The following is a 21,369-nucleotide window of genomic DNA, read 5'->3' as shown; positions in this document are numbered from 1 at the left end:
TTTAATTTTAGAATTCAGATTTTAGATTTTAGATTTTTATTTTAAGTACTTAATTTTCAACTCATAATTCATAATTAACAATTCACAATTAATAATTACTACTGTATTTTATAAACTCCGTCCTCAACTTTATATTCGGCGTTTACGATATTGCAAACCAAGGCGACAACCTGATCTACAGGAAGTTCTTTGAAATAGGCGTTTATTTTGAGTGCGTTTAGATTCTTGTTTTTAAGTTCGATGGCAACATTGTAGTTTCTGTTTATGGTTGCGATAACTTCCGGCAGCGGCGTATCTTCAAAAACAATAATATTTTTACGCCATAATGAAATCGTGTTTACAGGAACATCTTTAAAGGCTTGCAGTTTGTTGTTTTTGGATTTAAAAACTACTTTCTGACCCGGCGTTACATATACATTTTCTTCTGTAACAGTTGATTTTACATTTACTCTTCCTGTCATAACAGAAACTTCCTGTGTTCTTTGGTCCGGATATGCCTGAACATTAAAGCTCGTGCCCAAAACTTTGGTGTCCATTTTATCGGTATGGATTATAAAGGGATGTTTTTTGTCTTTGGCAACATCAAAAAAAGCTTCTCCGGTTAGATAAACTTCGCGCGTATCTCCTTTAAATTCTTTTGGATATTTTAAACGGCTTCCTGCGTTTAACCAAATTTGTGTTCCGTCACTTAAAGTCAGTTTAGCATGTTCGCCTAACTTTGCCGCATATTCTTTAGTCTCAACAGCATTTATTAATTTTTGGTAAAAGAAAAATGATGCACCAAATAATACTAATAAGGAAGCCGCTGCTGCCCAATATTTAGTTTGAAGAAATATAACCTTGTTTGATTTCTTTATTTGTCTTAATTCTTTTTTTAGTTTGGAACGATCTGATTGTATAGTCTCCATATTCTCGAAAGCTTCATCAGTACGATCGTACCATTTATTCCACATTTCTTGTCCTTTTGGAGAATAACTTCCCCCTAAAAAATGTTTTATTTCTTGTTTTAATTTATCAGGCATTATAATTTCTTTATGTCTTTAATAGTATGTCTTGTGAATTGAAAATTCAGGTAGGTTGAAAAGGTTACGCTTTTGTTAAGAAAAAAGTCGGCTTATCATTTTCGGAAATTTTAAAATCAATTAAACTCTCCTAAATAAGTCCGCATAAATTTTAAGGCGTATGTAATATGATATTTTACCGTATCGATCGAAACGTTAAGTTCATCAGCAATTTCTTTATTAGAATAATGTTTGATTCTGCTGAGAATAAAAACCTCTTTTGATTTTTTTGGAAGTAACGAAGCTGCTTTGTCAACCGCTATTTGTAATTCATCATAAAAAATAGAATCTTCGGTTGCATTATGACTGTTATAAGAAACGGTATTTCGATCTAAAACTTCCTGAATATATTGATCTGTTACGGTGTGGGATTTTATATAATCTAAAGTTGTGTAACGAACGGAAGTGTAGATGTATGCTGCAAAACTTTTTTGAATTACGATGGTCTTGCGGCGTTCCCAGATGCTGGTAAAAACTTCCTGAACAATTTCTTCAGAAATAGGAACCGATTTCATCCTTAAATAAACGAAGCGCACCAGCAAATCACGGTATCTAAAATACAGCTCATCAAAAGCTTTATCTTTTCCTTGTTTTAATAATTCAACAAGTTCTTCATCAGAATAACCTTTATACATAATACTTCACTTTATTATTATTGACCGGGAAAATAATGTCTATTAAAACATTTATTTGGTGAAGTATGCTTACTTTGAAAAATGACATATACTGCAATAGTTTGTTTAATAATATGTCTTCAAAATTAAAACTGAGGGTAGGTCGGTTAGGTTACGTTTACATTAATAAAACAGCAGGATTATGAAACATTGTATTAACATTTCGTTTGGTTTGTTACCAATACCTTTAAAAAAACGGAAGAATAAAAATTTGGGATAACTTAGTAAAAGAATTTAAATATTTTTCTGTTAACAAACTGTATATGTGAATTATATAACTTTTACAATTTAAACTATAAAATATTTTCCCATTAACAATTCTACATTTACATTCCCGCAGTAAAAATCTGCAAGAACTAAATTTAAACAGCAATTATTAACCTCTAAATACTGATATCATGAAATTTGAAGGCAATGAAAATGACGAAACCACATTTAGAAAACAAGAATCTTTTTGTCTGTATGATTCGATAACAATATGCGACGATCAGGAAATAAGTCGATATTTTAGAGGTCAGAGTAAGAATGTTTCCTGGGATGATGAAGATGACAGCCTTGAGGAAGAAGACAATTATTACGAAGATGAAGAGGAAACTTTAGAGAGCTATGATCGACCGTTGTAAATCTCTCCAATAATAAATAATCATTAAAAGCTATCTGGTTTCAGATAGCTTTTTTTGGTTTTGGTGTAAATGATTTGTTTATTTAAAAACAGTAACTGCATCAGTAAGATTTTGGCTGGAAATAAAATCAGCAATAAAATCTTTTACTTCATTCCTGCTTTCTGCCGAAGTGGCAAAAGAATTAATATGATAATTTTCGTCCTGATCTAATATATGTATTATTTCAGTGTAGCCTTTGGAGATTAAACTGCCTTTTAACTTAATTACATTAAATTGTTGACGTCCGTCTAATTCTTTACGTACTTGTAGTTTTATAGCTCGTTCCATATATTAATATTTAAATTAATTCCTTAACTATTCCTTTATCAAATATAAACATTCGATTATTTAAGTATATAATAATCAATGCAGTAGTTATTAACTGTTTATCAGCATATTATCAACAATTCAGAATTATACTATTAAATTTAAAACATAAAACCTTCGAAAGCAATGTTTGCTGTAGTTTTAAAGAACCTTCAAAAAAAGATTATTTAAAAGAAATATCAGAACCATCAAAAAAGCCATATCAACAACGATATGGCTTTTTCTAATTTAACTCGGATTAATCTGCACCATCCGGCTGTAATCTTTAGAATATTTTTCCGGGTCTGATGCTGCGTATTCATTTTCCGGTTCGGGAATTACATGAATTTTAGAATCACTTACGGATATTACAGCCGAGCAGACATAAATTCCTATTTTGCCTTCGTTATATCTAAAATCCAGCAAAGTTAGTTTCACGACATCGTTTATTGAAAGTTCATAATAATTTCCGTAACGGATAATCTTAAAATAGATTTGCTTATTATCCTGAATTTCAAATTGATTGGTTTGAATGTTTTCAAAAATAAAATTATTCTTAACGTCTTTTTCATTAAATCCCCAAGCCCTGAACTGAACAAATCCGTTTACAAAATCAATCGAAATATAATAAGCTGTTCCTTCTTTATCACATTCAATTACAAATCCTGTTTTTCCCATTCCTTCAACCGCAAGCGTTCCTTCCCATACAAAATCCATTGAAGGTTTTTCGAAGCAGTAAATTTCATAACCGCTTCGGCATCCAAATCTCCATTTGTTTTCATTTTCCTGAACAAAATCAGCAGTTGGATTTCCCAGAATTGGTACGGGCTGCGGTAAATCTTTTTGCAAAATTGTTTTTTGGTAGAGTTTTTCCCAGTAATAATAAGACTTTAATAAAAGTCTGCCGCTTTTGTCAATATCCAGTTCTTTTGGCGGCGGAATTACTCGGTGTGTATTGACATTTCCATCGGCAAAATAAAAATTATAGACTAAAAAATGTGCACCGTCTTTTACAACTCTCGCAGCATAATTCCCCTGCGGAAGCAATACATTATTATGAAAAGCACAATATTCTCCCCTAAACTCCGGCGCCGACCAATATCGTACTTTAACATCTTCGCGAATGGAGCCCAGTAAATAATGAGTTCCTTTTATTTCGATAACACACGGACATTCAACATCATCATATACATATGGGAAATGCAGCGGTTTTTGCAGCACAAAACCTTCTTTTTCTCTTTTGGCTACACCAATACAGCCTCGTCGGTAAATTGGTCCGGATGCACTTCGGGCGCAAATCAATAAATAATCTTCGCCTTCATACGTGTATTTAAAAGGATCTCTAAAACTAATCCATTCCCGTGGATTGTTAGAAAAACTTTCATAATGTGGTGCTTCACTTTTAAAAGGCAGGCCTTCAAAATTTTCTTTTTCCCAATGAATTAAATCTGCCGAAACTGCCCTGCCTACTTTTTGCTCAATTCCTTTATCCTGACGTTTCAAACCGGTATAATACATTTCGTAACCCTTTTTATCCGATCTTTTGCTTACATGCATTGTCCACAACATATCATCGTCCCATTCTCCCGGATCACCTACAAACAAAGCATTTTTTACTCTTTTCCAAGAAAGACCGTCTTTTGAAACTGCGTGCGCAATATAATCGTGATTGGGAATAATCAAATGAAACAAATGATGCATTCCTTTTTCATCTATAAATACATCAACATCTCCAATTTCCCAATTGCTAAATCCTGAACCTGAATACATTTTATTACTTATTTAATCTGTTAGTATGTTTTTTTTTGCCACGAATTTCACCAATTTTCACCAATTTCAAATTCGTGGAAATTTGTGAAATTCGTGGCTTATTTCTTTTGAATGCCCAACGGTTATTTTATGATTTTATAATATTTCAATCCTTCTAAAATTCCTTCAGAAGCCGAATTTTTAGCCACATAAACACTTTTGGTCGTTTCGTAATCGGCCAGTTCTGCGCTTCTGTTTCCCACAATAATACCTTTTACCAAGCCTCTGAACATATCAACATCATTTCCCGAGTCTCCGGCTGCAATAACATTCGATAATGAAATATTCCATTTACGGCATAAAAATTTTATAGCATTTCCTTTTGAAGCCCGCTTCGGAATAAAATCCAGATATTGACCATGGCTCGGAATAATATTTATTTTATACCAGCCCGTTCCTAAAGCCTTGATTAATTCGTCGTGATTGTAATCTTCTTTTTTGTAGTAATAGGAAATTTTATAAGCATTCTGAGCTTCTTCTTCCTGAAGCCTGATCCATTTCACCTCTTTTAAACGTTCGACAACATCTTCTCTTTTCCATCTTCCGGCTAAGAATTTTGCCCAGCCTTTGTCGAGAATATAATCTTCCCCATTAGTATAATAAATCTCTGTCCCGACCGAACAAATAATAAAATCAGGCAGCGGAAATTCCTCTTCATCAATGATTTTTTTAACCAAAGTCAAATTTCTTCCCGAAGCCATCGCAAAAGCCATCTTATCCGTACGGTTTGTTAAGTGCGCTTTTAATTCCTTTAATCCGGGATTATTTAGTTTGGGTTCAATCAGCGTTCCGTCAATATCCGAAACCAATAAGTTTTCGATCTTTCTTTTCAATCGGTCAATATTGATATTTGGATAATGCTGTTTTTTGATTCCGGCTCCGGATGATAAGGATAAATTTTCTTTTACCAATTCCACATATTGATTAACATGGCTTAACCAGCTGTAATGTTTTTGAATATTTATGGCGCCGTTATTCGAATAATATTTCCACTGATTTTCATCAGTTAGAATATTTCGAAGTGCTTTTTTAATTTGATTTTCATCTTGCGGATTCACCAATTCTCCGTTTTGACAGACTGGAATAATTTCTGATGGCCCGCCATTTTTGGTAACCACAACCGGAAGTCCTGAACTGGCAGATTCTATAACGGTTAAACCGAAATTTTCATGCAAAGCCAAATTCACAAATACACCTCTTTTTTCGGCAGCATAACGGTAAATAATCGAAACCTCATTCTCCACATCATGCTTTTTCGGAATGGCCATTTTTCCGTACAAATCGTATTTGTCCATTTGCAATAATAAATCCGTCAGAACATCTTTTTCAGATTCCGGCATTTTGGCAATATCTTTACGGATTCCGGCAAAAATGACCAGATTCGCAATACTCTGCAATTCTTTATCTTTACCGTAAACATCAATAAGTGTATGGAGATTTTTATGTCGGTCAGGCCTCGAAAGTGCCAGTATAAATGGTTTATGCGGATTGGTCAGGAATTTTGAAATCGTTTCTGAAACCCAGTATTTCCGCTGCGTTTCTTCTAAATGTTTATCATTATCCGGTTCCTGAAAATAATAAGGAACAAATTTTCTGGTATCGATTCCCGGAGAAATGGCGTGGTATTTTCCTAACTCAAAATTTTTATATGCTTTATAGGTTTCAATTTCCTGTTCGGTAGAAGTAACAATAAATTCCGAAAGTTCAAGCGTCTTTTCCTCAGCCGCAATTCTGGCTTTAAACTTGAATTTCTTTTCCAGTTCTTCTTCCGTAAATCCGCTTTCAAGCAATTTTTTCTTTTTATAAAATCCTAAAGAATGTCCGGTATGGGCAAAAGGTATATTGAGAACCGCAGATAATTCGGCGGCAGCGTAACCAGCATCTCCGTAATGAGAATGAATCCAGTCCGGATAAATATTGTGCAGTTTAATATGCTGCATTGCTCCGTTTACAAACGTATCAAGATCTTCCCAAAGCAGTTCTTTCGATTTGTATTTTTTTCCTAAAAAAGGAATTCGCCTTATATCTAATTTATCATTAATTACTTCCACAGGAACTGCATATTCCGGCGAAAGCAAAGGATCGTCAATTAATCGTGTAAATAAATGTACGTGCTCAACATCTTTGTGCTGGGATAAAAATTCGGCAAGTTCGAAGACATATTTAGTTTGTCCGCCGTTGTCTGCATCCCGGCCAATTTCAAGACCGGAACCCTTTAAAAGTCCGTGTATATTTATAATTGAGATTCGTAATTTTTTCATCATCGGGCATTGTTATTTTGAAAGCCCAATTTACCATGCCTGCGAAGATTGTAAAGAAATAATTACAGTTTAAATTTACATATTTCCCACATTTGAAAGATAATTTAACCTAAAACATTACCGTTTATAATCTAAAACAGCCGGCAAAATATAATCCTTTACAATTTTTTCTGCCTGAGGATGTGCATATTGTTTATTATATGCTTTTGAAGTAATAATGATCACTAACGGAAGTTCTTTAAAAACTATAAACTGGTTTCCCCCATTTCCGGCACAATAAAACGTTTCATAATTTTTTCCTTCAAAAGCAAAAGTTTTATTCCAAAATAAATAACCGTAGAATTCATTATTTCGTTCCGGAATCTGGATTTGTTTTGTAAAAGTTTTAGAAATCCATTCTGCGCTTAAAATCTGTTTTCCGTTCCACAAACCATTGTTTTTATACAATTGCGCATATTTAGCATATTCCAGCGAAGTCATTTGTAAACTTCCGGCCGTATTAGGCACTTTTTGCGGCGTATACTGCCATTGATAATTCGTAATATGCAAAGGTTTAAAAAGCTTTTCATCGGCATATTTTTCTAAACCCTGAGGAACCATTTTGTTTATAATATCACCAAGAACAACAACTCCAGCCGTAAAATAATCCCATTGACCGCCGTTTGTTTTGGTTTTATCCATAGGCAGGTTCAGTGCAAATTTAACCCAGTTCTCAGCAGGATACATATTATCTTCATTTCCCGGAGAATCTCCATTGCTGTCAGAACCTTCAAAAGCAGAACTCATTGTGAGAAGATCTCTTATTTTTACGCTGTCTTTTTTAGGTTCATAATTAGTAAACTGTTTTAAATCGTAAAATGTATTTAAAGTCTGATTTTCATTTTTAATAAAACTTTCATCAATCGCAATTCCCATCATTGTAGAAGCAAAAGATTTTCCGGCAGATCTCGTGTCGTGCAGCGTATTTCTATTGGCATCATTAAAATATTCTTCAAGCAATAATTTACCATTGTGTATTACAACGACACTCGTAATTTCTTTTAAATTATAAGTGCCAATAGCTGAATTTAACTCCTCAATTTTCTTTTTATCAAAAGACTGATTTGAAATTTCCCAATCGCTTCCCGGCTGAATCTGCTGAACTTCAATTTGTTTTTTAGTTAATACAATGGGTTTTATAAGCAGCTTTAACTCGCCTTCGGCAATTAAATTTCCTGTTTTTATAGTGTCGCCTATTTTTATATAAGGCCTGAGTTCTATTTTGAGTTCATGCGTTCCTGCATTCAGGGCTTTTTCTCCGCCATTATTTTTAAATCGTTCCCACATGTTCATTGCCCACCAATCTTCTCCTTTTGTACTCGTTAGCGGAACTCTAAATACTGTCGATGTATTTTTGTTTCCGCCAGAACCAAAATTGCAGCCGTGATGAATATTTTCGGTATAAATCAATTTACCGTCAACATAAAAAGAAAACTGAAGATTTCCGGTTTTTAAAAGTGTTTCTGCAGGCAGTTTAGGAGCTAATTGATGTAAATAATTCACTACTGAATTATCCATAAAAACTCTGATATTTAAATCGGATCTGGGTTTAAGTTCAAATGATTTTAAAATGTCCGTCTTTTTATATTCAGCCAGCGGAATATTTCCATTCATAAAAGTAACCTTGCCAATATTGGCTTTATGAATATCATAAGTGATTTCGTCTGCTTTATATAAATCATTTTGGGCCGCAATTTTACCGCAAAAAGACAGTAAAAGAAACAATATTATTCGTGTCATTATTTTAGTTTTAATAAATATTTGAAAAGCAAAACTATGTCGTTCCATTCACTAAAAATTGTACAGAATTAACATTGCGGTTATTTCTTAAAAAGTATTTTTTTATGTTCTGATGGATTAATTTCATTCATTTCCCTAAAGCAGCGATTAAAATGACTTTGGTCTGAAAATCCGCATTGATAAGCGATTTCGGTAAAAGACTGATTTTGGGAAGACATCAGCGAAAGTGCTTTTTCAACCTTTAATTTCCGAATATATTCGCCCAGATTGCAATGAAAATATTTAGAAAAATCCCTTGATAAATGTATCGGGTGAATATCTAATATCGAGGCTAAATATTCTAACGTAAGAGGCTCAGCAAATTGTTCGTGCAGGATTTCATCAAGCGTTGTTACCCATTTTGGTTTTTTATCTAAAACCGCTTTAAAATTGTTTTGTAAACGTGAAATTATTTCGAGCAGTAATATTTGAGTAGAAAGGTCAGTACTATTATCCTCTATTTTTGAAGCCCTGAAAACTTTGTACATCAACAATTTAATATCAGGATCTAAAATTTTACTGCTTCCTTCAAGGTTCTCGCTGTTTAAACTCAGATTCTCAAACCAGTGCTTTTCAATTTCAAGATGAAAACCTCTCGTAAATCCGTCTGGTTTTATGTTATAATGTTCATCCTGCCAGTTATGAAACAACAGACTTCCGGGAGAACAATTGTAGACTTCTTTTTTATTTCCTTCAATAACATTTCCTTCCAGAATAAAAGTAAAATAAGCATGTTCGTGGTAATGCCAGTCCACTTTAGGATGTGTGTAAACGGTATCAGTTAAAGTAATTCCGTCGAGATAAATAGTCTTGTTTGTATCGCCGTAAAATTCGCCTTTTTTTGAATGTTTCATCGTTACAAAATTTCAGAAAACTAATGTACATTATTTTGGCATGAGAATTATAGAACAATATTTAAAAATTGTGTAAGAAAATTTTAGGGCATAGTTATACTTTTCAGTCTTATAAATGTTTCACCAAAACATAAATCCATGAAAATACTTTTACCAATCTTCTTAATTGTTATCCTAATTTCAATTTTGAACTACAGCTGCGAATCGCTTTGCGAAGATGATAATTCCAGAAGCAATCATAAAGAAGCTTCAACTCACAAAACAGACACATTAGAAGCGACTATCGATTAAAATATTTTTTAAGAATTTTAATAAATTTCTTTCAAAAAACACATCAAAAGAGATTAAAATTGGCAATAATTATTTTTACATTTGAGTAAGAAAAATATTGTCATGCTGTTCGTTTTTAACGAAATATCATCTTTTATAAACACCCTAATATTTATATGAGTTATAAAAACATATTACAAATTGACGATGATATTGACGATTGCGATTTTTTTATGGAAGCACTTCAGGCAGTTTCCAGTGCTGATTATGTATCGATGCAAAACCCTGTAGAAGCACTCAATAAACTGATCCACAAAAAAATTAATCCCGATGTTATTTTTCTGGATCTTAATATGCCGGTTATGTCCGGCTTAGAATTTTTAATAGAAATTAAAAAGCAGGAAATCATTAAAGATATTCCTATCATTATTTTCTCAACTTCACAATTTGAAGAAATTAAGCTTAAAGCCAAAAAATACGGAGCAGATGAATACATCTCAAAACCAAGTGATTTCAATGAATTAAAAAAAATACTAAGTCATTATATCGCATAATGTGTACTGTGCTTAATTATACTGCTCAAACCGTTTACTGCGCTGTGCCGTTTTTTGCTTTTTTTTATTGTTAAACCCTGGTTCCTTTGGTATTCCTAACAGAAAGACAATGAAATTATCAACTCAAATACTTGTAGCTTTTACGCTTATCATTTTACTTTCTGTAGCAGATTCCTATACGAATTACAGGCTGTCTAAAAAAGTACAGCTTAATTCTCAATTTCTTTCAAAATCTGAAGCCGTAATTAGAAATTCTAATAAAACCCACAGGGCCATTCTTGAAATGCAAAGTGCCGTAAGAGGTTATTTTTTAACAAACGATACCACATTTTTAGAAGAATATAATAGAGGAATAAAAAAAGTACCCGAATATCTTAGAGAACAGCGTTCCCTTATTGGCATTGATAATACCCAGCGGTCTATTATAGATTCTATAACACAGCTGCATATTGAGTGGCTTGTATATACATCAGAATTAATCGAAAGCAGAAACAATAATCCCGTAGTTTATCAAAACCTTATAGACACTAAATTTAAAAAACATATAGGCAAAAATATCAATGATGCTATTAGTAGAAAGTTCAAACGGTTTGACAAAATCGAATATAAAACACGAAAATACCACAGCGATATGTTACTGCAGTCTTTAGCAAATACCAGAACATTTTCGCTCATATTTTTATCCTTAACCATATTTGTTGGTATTGCAAGTACAGCTTATATCGTTATTATGATTACCAACCGAATCAACTCCATGGTTCGTGTGGCAGATACAATCTCTAAAGGAAAATTTACCATAGTTGAAGATTATAGAAAAGACGAATTAAGTGCACTTTCTTCCTCTTTAAACATTATGTCGCGCCGACTGGAAAAAAACATTCAGGAACTGGAAAACAAAAATGCAGAACTTAACAAATTTGCCTATGTGGTTTCTCATGATTTAAAAGCGCCTCTTCGCGGTATTTATAATGTTATCAGCTGGATTGAAGAAGATTTATCAGAAGAACTCTCTCCTGCCCTAAAAAATTATCTGAGCATAATTCCGAAAAGAACGCAGCGCATGGAAGCCTTAATTAATGGCCTTTTGGATTATGCCCGAATAAACCGAAAAACAACTCCTGAATTAGTGGATACCAATATAATGGTTGATGAAATTGCACAGTCTATTGTTCCGAGGAAATTCAAGTTAGAAATTATTAATCTTCCCGTAATCTTTACAGAACGTTTAAAACTCGAGCAGGTATTTTCTAACTTAATCAGTAATGCTGTAAAATACTCCAATCCAAAAAATCCACGCATCGTAATAAAATGCGAAAAAATAATGAACGTTTTTGAGTTTTCGATAAAAGATAACGGAATTGGAATTGATCCTGAATACCATCAAAAAATCTTTGAAATATTTCAAACACTAAGAGAAAAAAATGAAATGGAAAGCACCGGAATTGGCCTCGCCATTGTCAAAAAAATAATTGACGAACAAGGTGAAACCATCAATGTACAATCAAAACTAGGCGAAGGGGCAGAATTTACCTTTACCTGGAGAAATAATAAAGCCGTATGAGAAAGCCAAACATTTTACTAATTGAAGACGATGAACTGGATACTATATCGGTAGAACGTTCCTTAAAAAAATTAGAAATCAAATATATTCTTCATACCGCCTACAACGGACTTGAAGCATTAAAACTATTAAGAGATCCAGAAAATCCGCTTGTGCCGGATGTGATTCTTTTGGACATTAATATGCCCAGAATGAACGGAATTGAATTTCTTAGAATCATAAGAAGCGATGAAAATCTAAAAGACCTAAATGTTTTTATTATGACGACATCTTCTGAAAATAACGACAGGGTTACCGCCGAAGAACTTGGTATTTCAGGATATATCATTAAACCATTGAATTACAATGACAATACAAAAAGACCCGATTCAATGGATGCTTTTGTACAATTTCATCTAAGGAAAATTTTATTAAATGAAAATACTTAAATTTAATAGAAATTTCAATTTTTTAAAATTCCAAATTCCAATATCAGAAATCAGAAATAATCTAAAATCTGAACTCTAAAATATACCAAGCCGCCAATTATGAAAAAAGCAAAACACACCGATAAAACACCAGAAAATGAGGTTTTGATCGCACTGCCAATCATAACAGATGAAAAAAAACCATCTGGAACCAAAGTAAAAAAAATCGAACCCGAAGAATCCATTCTTAACGATGCCGAATTTTTAAAGATTTTGCTGAAAGTTAAAAACGGAAACTTCTCGCAGCGTTTCCCAACCGATCAAAACGGAATAAAAAGATCAATCTGCGATACTTTAAACGAAATTATCGACCTGAACGAAAGAATGGTTTTTGAATTTCAAAAGGTTGGAAAAAGCATTGGTAAACAAGGAAAGCTAACCAATCGCGTGGTTCTTGACGGTGCACGTGGTTCGTGGAGTTCGTGTGTTGAATCTGTAAACACCCTGATTTCTGACCTGGTTCACCCTACTATCGAAATTGCCCACGTAATTACATCGGTGGCAAAAGGAAACTTATCTCAGGAAATGCCCTTGTCTATTGAAGGAAACCCACTTCAGGGAGAATTCCTCAGAATTGCAAAAGAGGTAAACGGAATGGTGAAACAGCTGAACCTTTTCTCGATGGAGGTTACCCGTGTGGCGCGTGAGGTTGGTACAGAAGGAAAACTGGGAGGTCAGGCAAAAGTTCGTGGTGTGGGCGGTGTTTGGAAAGATTTGACCGATTCTGTAAATAAAATGGCGAGTAACCTTACTGGTCAGGTACGTAATATTGCCGATGTAACAACAGCGGTGGCAAAAGGAGATTTATCTAAAAAAATTACCGTTGACGTAAAAGGAGAAATCTTAGAATTAAAAAATACCATCAATACCATGGTGGATCAGCTGAACTCTTTTTCTTCTGAGGTAACCCGTGTGGCGCGTGAGGTTGGTACAGAAGGAAAACTGGGCGGACAAGCGCAGGTAAAAGGTGTTGGTGGAACATGGAAAGATTTAACGGATTCGGTAAACCAAATGGCATCGAATCTTACCGGACAAGTACGTAACATTGCCGATGTAACAACTGCCGTAGCAAGAGGAGATTTATCTAAAAAAATTACCGTTGACGTAAAAGGTGAAATTTTGGAATTAAAAGATACCATCAATACCATGGTGGATCAGCTGAACTCCTTCTCTTCTGAAGTAACTCGTGTATCACGTGAGGTAGGTTCTGAAGGAAAACTGGGAGGTCAGGCAAAAGTACGAGGTGTGGGTGGAGTTTGGAAAGATTTGACCGATTCCGTAAATCAGATGGCATCCAACTTAACCGGTCAGGTACGTAATATTGCTGAGGTAACAACAGCCGTAGCAAAAGGCGATTTATCTAAAAAAATTACTGTAAACGTTGAAGGTGAAATCCTTGAATTAAAAAATACCATCAATACCATGGTGGATCAGCTGAACTCATTCGGTTCTGAGGTAACCCGTGTGGCGCGTGAGGTAGGTTCTGAAGGAAAACTGGGAGGTCAGGCAAAAGTAAAAGGTGTCGGCGGAACATGGAAAGATTTGACCGATTCTGTTAATCAAATGGCATCGAACTTAACCGGACAAGTACGTAATATTGCCGAAGTAACAACAGCCGTAGCAAAAGGCGATTTATCCCGCCAGATTACGGTGGATACAAAAGGAGAAATCTTAGAGTTGAAAAATACCATTAATACAATGGTGGGTCAGCTGAACTCTTTCGCTTCTGAGGTAACCCGTGTGGCGCGTGAGGTGGGTACCGAAGGAAAACTGGGAGGACAAGCGCAGGTTGAAGGTGTCGGTGGAACCTGGAAAGATTTAACAGATTCCGTTAACCAAATGGCATCCAACTTAACCGGACAGGTACGTAATATCGCCGAAGTAACAACAGCCGTAGCAAAAGGAGATTTATCGCTCCAGATTACGGTTGACGTAAAAGGAGAAATCTTAGAGTTAAAAAATACAATTAATACGATGGTGGATCAGCTTCGAGGTTTTGCTTCGGAGGTAACAAGGGTTTCGCGAGAAGTGGGAACCGAAGGAAAACTGGGAGGACAAGCAAATGTTCCCGGAGTTGCAGGAACCTGGAAAGATTTAACAGACTCTGTTAATCAAATGGCAGGAAACCTTACCGCACAGGTACGTAATATTGCCGATGTGGCGATTGCCGTGGCCAACGGAGATATGTCCCGAAAAATTACCGTTGACGTTCGCGGAGAAATTCTGCAATTAAAAGAAACCCTGAACACAATGGTGGATCAGCTTCGTGAATTTGCCTCTGAGGTAACTCGTGTGGCACGTGAAGTTGGTACCGAAGGAAAACTGGGAGGACAAGCCAACGTACCGGGTGTTGCCGGAACATGGAAAGATTTAACCGATTCTGTTAACCAGATGGCGGGTAACTTAACGACACAAGTACGTAATATTGCTGAGGTTACGATTGCCGTAGCCAACGGAGATATGTCGAAAAAAATTACAGCAGACGTTCGTGGAGAGATTCTCCAATTAAAAGAAACCGTAAATACCATGGTGGATCAGCTTCGTGCCTTTGCATCAGAGGTAACTCGTGTGGCGCGTGAAGTTGGTACCGACGGAAAACTGGGCGGACAGGCGTTCGTTCCCGGAGTTGCCGGAACCTGGAAAGATTTAACAGATTCCGTTAACCAAATGGCATCGAACTTAACGGGTCAGGTACGTAACATTGCCGATGTAACCAAAGCCGTTGCAAATGGTGACCTTTCCAAACAAATTACCGTTGACGTAAAAGGAGAAATCCTGGATTTGAAAAATACCTTCAATACGATGGTGGAACAGTTAAATTCATTTGCATCTGAGGTTACGCGTGTGGCGCGTGAGGTAGGAACCGAAGGAAAACTGGGAGGACAGTCTGAAGTAAAAGGTGTTGCCGGAACATGGAAAGATTTAACAGACTCGGTTAACGTAATGGCATCAAACTTAACAGGCCAGGTTCGTGGAATTGCTAAAGTCGTAACATCTGTAGCAAAAGGAAACTTAAAACAAAAATTATCTATTGATGCAAAAGGTGAAGTAGCACAGCTTACGGATACTATTAATGAGATGATTGATACACTTGCCACCTTCTCAGATCAGGTAACAACGGTTGCCCGTGAAGTAGGTGCCGAAGGAAAACTGGGAGGGCAAGCAAACGTTCCCGGAGCATCTGGAACTTGGAAAAACTTAACCGAAAACGTAAATCAGTTAGCGGCAAATCTTACCACTCAGGTACGTGCTATTTCTGAGGTAGCATCGGCGGTAACGCAGGGAGATTTAACGCGAACAATTGGTGTTGAAGCAAAAGGTGAAGTTGAAGCTCTTAAAGACACTATCAACCAAATGATTTCAAACCTAAAAGCAACCACTTTACGTAATCAGGAACAAGACTGGTTGAAATCGAATTTGGCTAAATTTACTCAAATGCTTCAAGGGCAGAAAGAGCTTAAATCTGTTACCATGAAAATCCTTTCTGAGCTTGCCGCCGTAGTTACTGCACAGCACGGACTTTTCTATATTTTGGAAGAAGGCGAAGAATTCATGGATTCTAAACTGAATTTAATTGCCTCTTACGCTTACATTAAACGAAAAAATTCACCTACCTCCTACGCTATGGGCGAAGGACTTATAGGTCAGGTTGCTGTAGAAAAAGAACGAATTATTTTAAGTAATGTTCCGAAAGATTACATCAGGATCAATTCTGGTTTAGGAGATGCGAAACCAAAAGACGTAATTATTCTTCCGGTTTTATTTGAAGGAAGACTTAAAGCTGTTATTGAATTGGCTTCACTTGATACCTTTAGTCAGACGCACTTAGATTTCCTTGAAGGATTAACAGAAAGTATTGGTATCGTATTAAATACTATCGAATCAAATTCAAGAACAGAGGAATTATTGGTACAATCACAATCATTGGCAAGCGAGCTGAAAAGCCAGCAGGAAGTGTTAAAAAATACCAACGAAGAGCTGGAAGAAAAAGCCATTTTATTGGCCAATCAAAAAGAAGAGGTGGAACTTAAAAACCAAGAAGTTGAGGTTGCCCGTAAAGCATTGGAAGAAAAAGCAGATCAGCTTACTTTGACATCCAAATACAAATCTGAATTCCTGGCGAATATGTCGCACGAGTTAAGAACACCGTTAAACAGTTTGCAGATTCTCGCCAACGAATTAATTGCCAACCGCGACGGAAACTTATCCGAAAAACAAATTCAGTTTGCCAAAACAATCAACTCTTGCGGAGATGACTTAATTCAGTTAATTAACGATATTCTGGATCTTTCTAAAATTGAATCCGGTTATATTTCTGTGGATTACAACCCGATTAGTTTTGCAGAAATCAGCCGATTTGTGGAGTCTACCTTCAACCCTATTTCTCAGGCTAAACATCTTAATTTTGAAATTATGATGGATCATAATCTTCCTGAGGTAATGGAAACTGATTCGCAAAGATTGAATCAGATTTTGAAAAACCTGCTTTCCAATTCATTCAAGTTTACTGAAAAAGGCGGCGTTAGATTAAACATTTACAAAGCAGATAATAACTGGAAAACGAAAAATGCAAGTTTAGAAAATGCCGAAGCCGTTGTTGCTTTTGAAATTTCAGACACCGGAATTGGAATCTCCAAAGAAAAACAAAACATCATTTTTGAAGCTTTCCAACAGGCAGAAGGTTCTACAAGCCGTAAATATGGAGGAACCGGTTTAGGATTATCTATCAGCCGCGGGCTTTCTGATTTATTAGGCGGAAGCATCGAACTGGAAAGTGATACCAATATTGGAAGTAAATTTACCTTGTTTTTACCATTGAAATTCGTTTATATTCCAGAATTGGAAGACATTAACGTAAATGAAGAAACCAATGTTCTTCACGCCGGAAAAAGCCGTTTAAAATCACTTCCGTCTGCAAGTTTCAAAAAATCTGATATGGATTTATATTTTGTAGATGAGGTTGGCGACGACAGAACTGATATTAAACCAAATGACAAAATTCTTTTAATTGCCGAAGACAATGTCACCTTTGCTAAAATATTACTGGAAAGAGCACATCAGCATGGCATAAAAGCGATTGTAACGACACGCGGAAATGATGTGGTGGATTATATCAATCAATTTCAGCCGCACGCCATTACAATGGATTTAAATATGCCGGACACCAGTGGCTGGAAAATTCTCGACCGACTAAAAACAGATTTCACGCTTCGTCATATTCCGGTTTATATTATTTCGGGAGAAGATGAAAGAAACAAAGGTTTAAAACGCGGTGCCAGAAACTTTTTCCTTAAACCTGTCAAAAATGAATTATTGACTTCTCTTTTTAATGATATTCAGGATTTTAAAGACAAGAAAGAAAAAAATCTTCTTGTAGTGGATGATAATGAATTTGAACTGAAACGAATTGTTGAAGCTGTTGAAGGCGAAGACATTTCGGTATCAACTGCTTTAACGGCAAAAGATGCTGTAAAATTGATACAGGAAAAATCATTCGATTGTATTATATTAGACTTAATGCTTCCTGATGCTGATGGTTTGGATTTAATCAGCGATCTGGAAAATAATATCAGCGGACAGGAAACGCCTATAATTGTGCATTCTGCGGGCGATGTGAATAAAAAACAGCGTGCTAAACTGAGTCGTTTTGCACACAGTATTATTACAAAAAGTGCTGTATCTATTGATGAACTAGTAGATCAAACTGCCTTGTTTATGCATCGTATACACAAAGATCTGCCGGAAAGTATGAAAGACAGAATCGAAACGTATTATTTAAAAGAAGATGTCTTAATCAATAAAAAAGTACTTTTAGTAGATGATGATGTTCGAAATTTATTTGCGCTTACAACTGCTTTAGAACGTTTTGGTTTAGATGTTATCAGCGCAGAAAGCGGTCACGAAGCAATTGATATTTTAAGTCAGAATCTAAAAATTGATATTGTTTTAATGGATATTATGATGCCGGAATTAGACGGTTATGAAACCATGAAAATCATTAGAAAAAACATAAAACATAAAGACTTAACTATCATTGCCGTAACAGCAAAAGCAATGAAAGGCGACAGACAGCGCTGTATCGAATCCGGCGCATCAGATTATATTACAAAACCGGTTAATGTTGAACAATTATCCTCTTTAATGAGAGTGTGGTTAAAATAATTCCCCTATTATGAAAGGCCAGAACCCCATAGAAGAATATCCGGTTAAAATATTAATTGTCGACGACAAGAAGGAAAACCTACTTTCACTTCAGGTCATACTTGCAGATAAGGGATATGAATTTGTAGAAGCAACTTCCGGGAAAGATGCGCTGCGAATTCTGCTCAAAAGTCAGGATTTTGCAATAATTCTTATGGATGTGCAAATGCCGCTTATGGATGGATTCGAAACTGCCGAACTCATTCGTCAAAGCGACAAACTTAAACATGTGCCTATCATTTTCTTGACGGCAAATATGAACACTACAGATTATATTTTTAAAGGATATCAGTCTGGTGCTGTTGATTATATGATTAAACCTTTATCTGCAGAAATCCTTCAGGCAAAAGTGATGGTTTTTACCGAATTGTATAAGAAAAACAGGGAATTACGCCTTAGAGAAGAAGAAGCCACAGCACTTAATGCCAAAATCACAAAAGCAAATGAAGAACTGGCAGCGCAATATATTGCTATAGAAAAATATGCAACTGAGTTAAAAAAGAAAAATACGGAACTTGATGCTTTTACTCATATTTCAAGTCATGATTTACAGGAACCGCTGCGTAAAATTCAAACTTTTACAAACATTATCCTTGCAAAAGAATATCCAAATTTAAGTCCGGACGGACAGGCAAAATTTGAACGAATCTTATATTCCACCAACCGAATGCGGGAATTAATCAATGATCTATTGACTTTTTCCCGAACAAATATTACAGATCGTATTTATGAAAATACGGATCTTAATATCATTATTGAAAATGTTAAAGAAGCGCTTCGGGAAAATATTAAGGAAAAAAATGCTTCGATTATTACGGATCTTCATGGTAAAATAAATATAATTCCGTTTTTGTTTATTCAGCTTATCGAAAATCTGGTAAACAATGCCTTGAAATTTTCTCAGAAGGAAATTCCGCTTCAAATTGAAATCAAAAGCAGAATCGTCAGCGGTCAAGAATTACAAAATGATAAATTATCATCAGAAGAAAATTATTGCCACATAAGTTTTAAAGACAATGGAATTGGTTTTGAACCGGAACACAGCGAAAAAATATTCGGCGTTTTCCAGCGCTTGCACAGCAGGGATATTTATGACGGAACAGGAATTGGTCTTGCCATCGTAAAAAAGATTGTCGAAAATCATAATGGCATTATTAACGCGACTGCAAAACCTATGGAAGGTGCTACGTTTAATATTTATATTCCGCAAAAATGAATTGAAACCGGATCTACAATATGAACTGGATTAAAATCCAGCCCTACAATATAAATCGAGCCTCCGGCTCTTTATTTTGATGCCGCAAAATATCGATCGTATTTAAATCCCAATTTTAAAATTCCGAAGGAATGATTTATATTGTAGGGCCGGATTTCAATCCGGTTTAACGATATGTTTGATTTCAATCTGGTTTAATATCATTGTAACGCGGGATTTCAATCCAGTTTAATTTCATTGTACACCTAAAATATCATAACCCAAACTGGATTAAAATCCAGCCCTACAATATAAATCGAGCCTCCGGCTCTTTATTTTGATGCTGAAAATTATAGATCGCATTAACACCCAGAATGTAAAATCCCGAAGGGATGATTCATATTGTAGGGCTGGATTTCAATCCGGTTTAATTTGAATATGGCTATCTGATTTATTTTACCCTTTTTGATCATCGAAAAAATTAAATATCTTTGACCATATCATGCAGGAAAAACTTCGGGAACATATCGAAAAAATAATAAAGCTGACAGATGAAGAATTTTCATTTATCAGTCAGCATTTTATCACCAAAAAATTCAAAAAACACCAATTTTTAATTCAGGAAGGCGATGATGTAAAATATGCTTATTTTGTCATTTCAGGACTTTTAAAATTGGTTTACACCGATGAATCCCTAAAACAGCATATTGCTTCCTTTGCTATGGAAGATTGGTGGGAAAGCGATTATTATGCTTTTTTCACCCAAACCAAAGCAACCATGTCTTTAGAATGTCTGGAAGATACAGAAGTGCTTTGTTTTACCCTCGATGATTATAAAGATCTATGCGATAATTCCCCAAAAATGCTACGCTTTCTTCTTGAAAAGGCCAACTTTGGTTTTCTTGCCTCACAGCGTCGTATTCTTTACTGGATGACTTCTAACCCAAAAGAACGTTACGAACAGCTTTTGAAACAATATCCATCTCTTTTTCAGCGCGTTCCTAAAAGCCTTATCGCTTCTTATTTAGGCGTTTCGCGCGAAACCTTAAGCCGTTTATCTTCGTAAATGTGACATTTCGCACATGATAATCGTGACAAATATCAAGACCTGTTTCCACAAGTTATTTTCAATTTTGCAATATAAATTTTAAACTGTAATCGTGAAAACAACAACAAAACTTTTAGGATTATTATTAATCACAGCAATGCCAATATTGGCACAAACTAAAAAAGGAAATCAAATGGAAAAAAGAGTTATCAATCCGTGGAAATGGCAAAATGAGCGTAGTTATAATCAGGCAGTTGAAGTAAAAAATCCGCAGGGAACATTGTATGTTTCCGGGCAGACCGCAATAAACGCCGAAGGAATTTCAAGCAATCAAAACATGGAATCGCAATTAAAACTAGCGATCCAAAATCTGGAACAAGTAATCACCGAAGCCGGTTACGAATGCAGCGGCATAGTGAGATTAACGATTTACACAACTGCAACTTCAGAGCTTTGGCCTCACTTTAATATTCTGCAGGAATGGATTGCAAAACACAACATTCAGCAAGCCACAACTTTAATGGAAGTAAAAAGCCTTTTTGAAACCGTTAAAGTAGAATTGGAAGCAACGGTGGTTAAGTAATTTTTAGTTGCTAAGTTGCTAAGGTTCTGAGATGCTAAGATTTTT

Annotated in this window: 16 protein-coding genes; 9 read left to right on the top strand and 7 right to left on the bottom strand. The window is 35.3% G+C overall.

Translation table 11 applies throughout. The annotated features are described in order from the left end of the window. Positions 1-98: 98 nt before the first annotated feature. Entirely contained in the window at positions 99-1,022 is a 924-nt protein-coding gene (locus APR43_RS03955) for a FecR family protein (RefSeq protein ID WP_053472706.1), read from the bottom strand. Positions 1,023-1,138: 116 nt separating this feature from the next. After that, a complete protein-coding gene (locus tag APR43_RS03950) occupies positions 1,139-1,696 on the bottom strand; it encodes an RNA polymerase sigma-70 factor (RefSeq protein WP_053472707.1) in 558 nt (185 codons plus the stop codon). Between the two features lie 437 nt (positions 1,697-2,133). On the opposite strand from APR43_RS03950, the gene APR43_RS03945 reads away from it, so the two are divergent. Next, a complete protein-coding gene (locus tag APR43_RS03945) occupies positions 2,134-2,358 on the top strand; it encodes a hypothetical protein (protein ID WP_053472708.1) in 225 nt (74 codons plus the stop codon). 78 nt (positions 2,359-2,436) lie between these two features. On the opposite strand, the gene APR43_RS03940 is transcribed toward APR43_RS03945, so the two are convergent. The 5 genes from APR43_RS03940 to APR43_RS03920 all read right to left on the bottom strand — a co-directional run bounded on the left by APR43_RS03940 (position 2,437) and on the right by APR43_RS03920 (position 9,445). Then, complete coding sequence (locus APR43_RS03940) at positions 2,437-2,685, bottom strand: hypothetical protein (protein ID WP_053472709.1); 249 nt, start codon at positions 2,683-2,685, stop codon at positions 2,437-2,439. A 267-nt stretch (positions 2,686-2,952) separates the two neighbouring features. Next, entirely contained in the window at positions 2,953-4,473 is a 1,521-nt protein-coding gene (locus APR43_RS03935; RefSeq protein WP_053472710.1) for a glycosyl hydrolase family 32, read from the bottom strand. A 122-nt stretch (positions 4,474-4,595) separates the two neighbouring features. Then, entirely contained in the window at positions 4,596-6,776 is a 2,181-nt protein-coding gene (locus APR43_RS03930; RefSeq protein WP_053472711.1) for an HAD-IIB family hydrolase, read from the bottom strand. Positions 6,777-6,890: 114 nt separating this feature from the next. After that, complete coding sequence (locus tag APR43_RS03925) at positions 6,891-8,552, bottom strand: serine hydrolase domain-containing protein (RefSeq protein ID WP_053472712.1); 1,662 nt, start codon at positions 8,550-8,552, stop codon at positions 6,891-6,893. A gap of 80 nt (positions 8,553-8,632) precedes the next feature. Beyond that, positions 8,633-9,445 (bottom strand): helix-turn-helix domain-containing protein, encoded by an 813-nt coding sequence (locus APR43_RS03920; RefSeq protein WP_053472713.1) that lies wholly within the window; start codon positions 9,443-9,445, stop codon positions 8,633-8,635. A 138-nt stretch (positions 9,446-9,583) separates the two neighbouring features. Here APR43_RS03920 and APR43_RS24405 point away from each other — a divergent pair, with 138 nt between their 5' ends. The 8 genes from APR43_RS24405 (at position 9,584) to APR43_RS03885 (ending at position 21,324) form a co-directional block, all read left to right on the top strand. Next, on the top strand, positions 9,584-9,736 hold the full coding sequence (locus tag APR43_RS24405; RefSeq protein ID WP_165590693.1) for a hypothetical protein: 153 nt from the start codon (positions 9,584-9,586) through the stop codon (positions 9,734-9,736). A 155-nt stretch (positions 9,737-9,891) separates the two neighbouring features. Further along, positions 9,892-10,269 carry a response regulator gene (locus tag APR43_RS03915; RefSeq protein WP_053472714.1) on the top strand — a complete coding sequence of 126 codons (378 nt, stop codon included), beginning with the start codon at positions 9,892-9,894 and terminating at the stop codon, positions 10,267-10,269. A 109-nt stretch (positions 10,270-10,378) separates the two neighbouring features. Continuing rightward, positions 10,379-11,830 carry a sensor histidine kinase gene (locus tag APR43_RS03910; protein WP_053472715.1) on the top strand — a complete coding sequence of 484 codons (1,452 nt, stop codon included), beginning with the start codon at positions 10,379-10,381 and terminating at the stop codon, positions 11,828-11,830. Then, positions 11,827-12,258 (top strand): response regulator, encoded by a 432-nt coding sequence (locus APR43_RS03905; RefSeq protein ID WP_053472716.1) that lies wholly within the window; start codon positions 11,827-11,829, stop codon positions 12,256-12,258. Before APR43_RS03910 ends, APR43_RS03905 begins: the two co-directional genes overlap by 4 nt. Before the next feature lie 99 nt (positions 12,259-12,357). Continuing rightward, entirely contained in the window at positions 12,358-18,459 is a 6,102-nt protein-coding gene (locus tag APR43_RS03900) for a HAMP domain-containing protein (RefSeq protein WP_088636384.1), read from the top strand. Between the two features lie 10 nt (positions 18,460-18,469). Continuing rightward, positions 18,470-19,714 carry a sensor histidine kinase gene (locus APR43_RS03895; protein ID WP_053472717.1) on the top strand — a complete coding sequence of 415 codons (1,245 nt, stop codon included), beginning with the start codon at positions 18,470-18,472 and terminating at the stop codon, positions 19,712-19,714. Between the two features lie 481 nt (positions 19,715-20,195). Continuing rightward, positions 20,196-20,759 carry a Crp/Fnr family transcriptional regulator gene (locus APR43_RS03890; protein WP_053472718.1) on the top strand — a complete coding sequence of 188 codons (564 nt, stop codon included), beginning with the start codon at positions 20,196-20,198 and terminating at the stop codon, positions 20,757-20,759. 175 nt (positions 20,760-20,934) lie between these two features. Next, positions 20,935-21,324, top strand: a complete 390-nt coding sequence (locus APR43_RS03885; RefSeq protein WP_053472769.1) for a RidA family protein — start codon at positions 20,935-20,937, stop codon at positions 21,322-21,324. Positions 21,325-21,369 lie beyond the last annotated feature (45 nt).

This window comes from Flavobacterium sp. NLM (genome assembly GCF_002210235.1).
GTDB classification, from domain to species: domain Bacteria; phylum Bacteroidota; class Bacteroidia; order Flavobacteriales; family Flavobacteriaceae; genus Flavobacterium; species Flavobacterium panici.
Note: the sequence above shows the minus strand (reverse complement) of the source record. Positions and strands in the feature narration are given on the sequence as shown.

Excerpts from the sequence above, each read along its gene's own strand:
- APR43_RS03955 (WP_053472706.1), bottom strand. The coding sequence starts at position 1,022 with ATGCCTGATAAATTAAAACAAGAAATAAAACATTTTTTAGGGGGAAGT.
- APR43_RS03950 (WP_053472707.1), bottom strand. The coding sequence starts at position 1,696 with ATGTATAAAGGTTATTCTGATGAAGAACTTGTTGAATTATTAAAACAA.
- APR43_RS03945 (WP_053472708.1), top strand. The coding sequence starts at position 2,134 with ATGAAATTTGAAGGCAATGAAAATGACGAAACCACATTTAGAAAACAA.
- APR43_RS03940 (WP_053472709.1), bottom strand. The coding sequence starts at position 2,685 with ATGGAACGAGCTATAAAACTACAAGTACGTAAAGAATTAGACGGACGT.
- APR43_RS03935 (WP_053472710.1), bottom strand. The coding sequence starts at position 4,473 with ATGTATTCAGGTTCAGGATTTAGCAATTGGGAAATTGGAGATGTTGAT.
- APR43_RS03930 (WP_053472711.1), bottom strand. The coding sequence starts at position 6,776 with ATGATGAAAAAATTACGAATCTCAATTATAAATATACACGGACTTTTA.
- APR43_RS03925 (WP_053472712.1), bottom strand. The coding sequence starts at position 8,552 with ATGACACGAATAATATTGTTTCTTTTACTGTCTTTTTGCGGTAAAATT.
- APR43_RS03920 (WP_053472713.1), bottom strand. The coding sequence starts at position 9,445 with ATGAAACATTCAAAAAAAGGCGAATTTTACGGCGATACAAACAAGACT.
- APR43_RS24405 (WP_165590693.1), top strand. The coding sequence starts at position 9,584 with ATGAAAATACTTTTACCAATCTTCTTAATTGTTATCCTAATTTCAATT.
- APR43_RS03915 (WP_053472714.1), top strand. The coding sequence starts at position 9,892 with ATGAGTTATAAAAACATATTACAAATTGACGATGATATTGACGATTGC.
- APR43_RS03910 (WP_053472715.1), top strand. The coding sequence starts at position 10,379 with ATGAAATTATCAACTCAAATACTTGTAGCTTTTACGCTTATCATTTTA.
- APR43_RS03905 (WP_053472716.1), top strand. The coding sequence starts at position 11,827 with ATGAGAAAGCCAAACATTTTACTAATTGAAGACGATGAACTGGATACT.
- APR43_RS03900 (WP_088636384.1), top strand. The coding sequence starts at position 12,358 with ATGAAAAAAGCAAAACACACCGATAAAACACCAGAAAATGAGGTTTTG.
- APR43_RS03895 (WP_053472717.1), top strand. The coding sequence starts at position 18,470 with ATGAAAGGCCAGAACCCCATAGAAGAATATCCGGTTAAAATATTAATT.
- APR43_RS03890 (WP_053472718.1), top strand. The coding sequence starts at position 20,196 with ATGCAGGAAAAACTTCGGGAACATATCGAAAAAATAATAAAGCTGACA.
- APR43_RS03885 (WP_053472769.1), top strand. The coding sequence starts at position 20,935 with ATGGAAAAAAGAGTTATCAATCCGTGGAAATGGCAAAATGAGCGTAGT.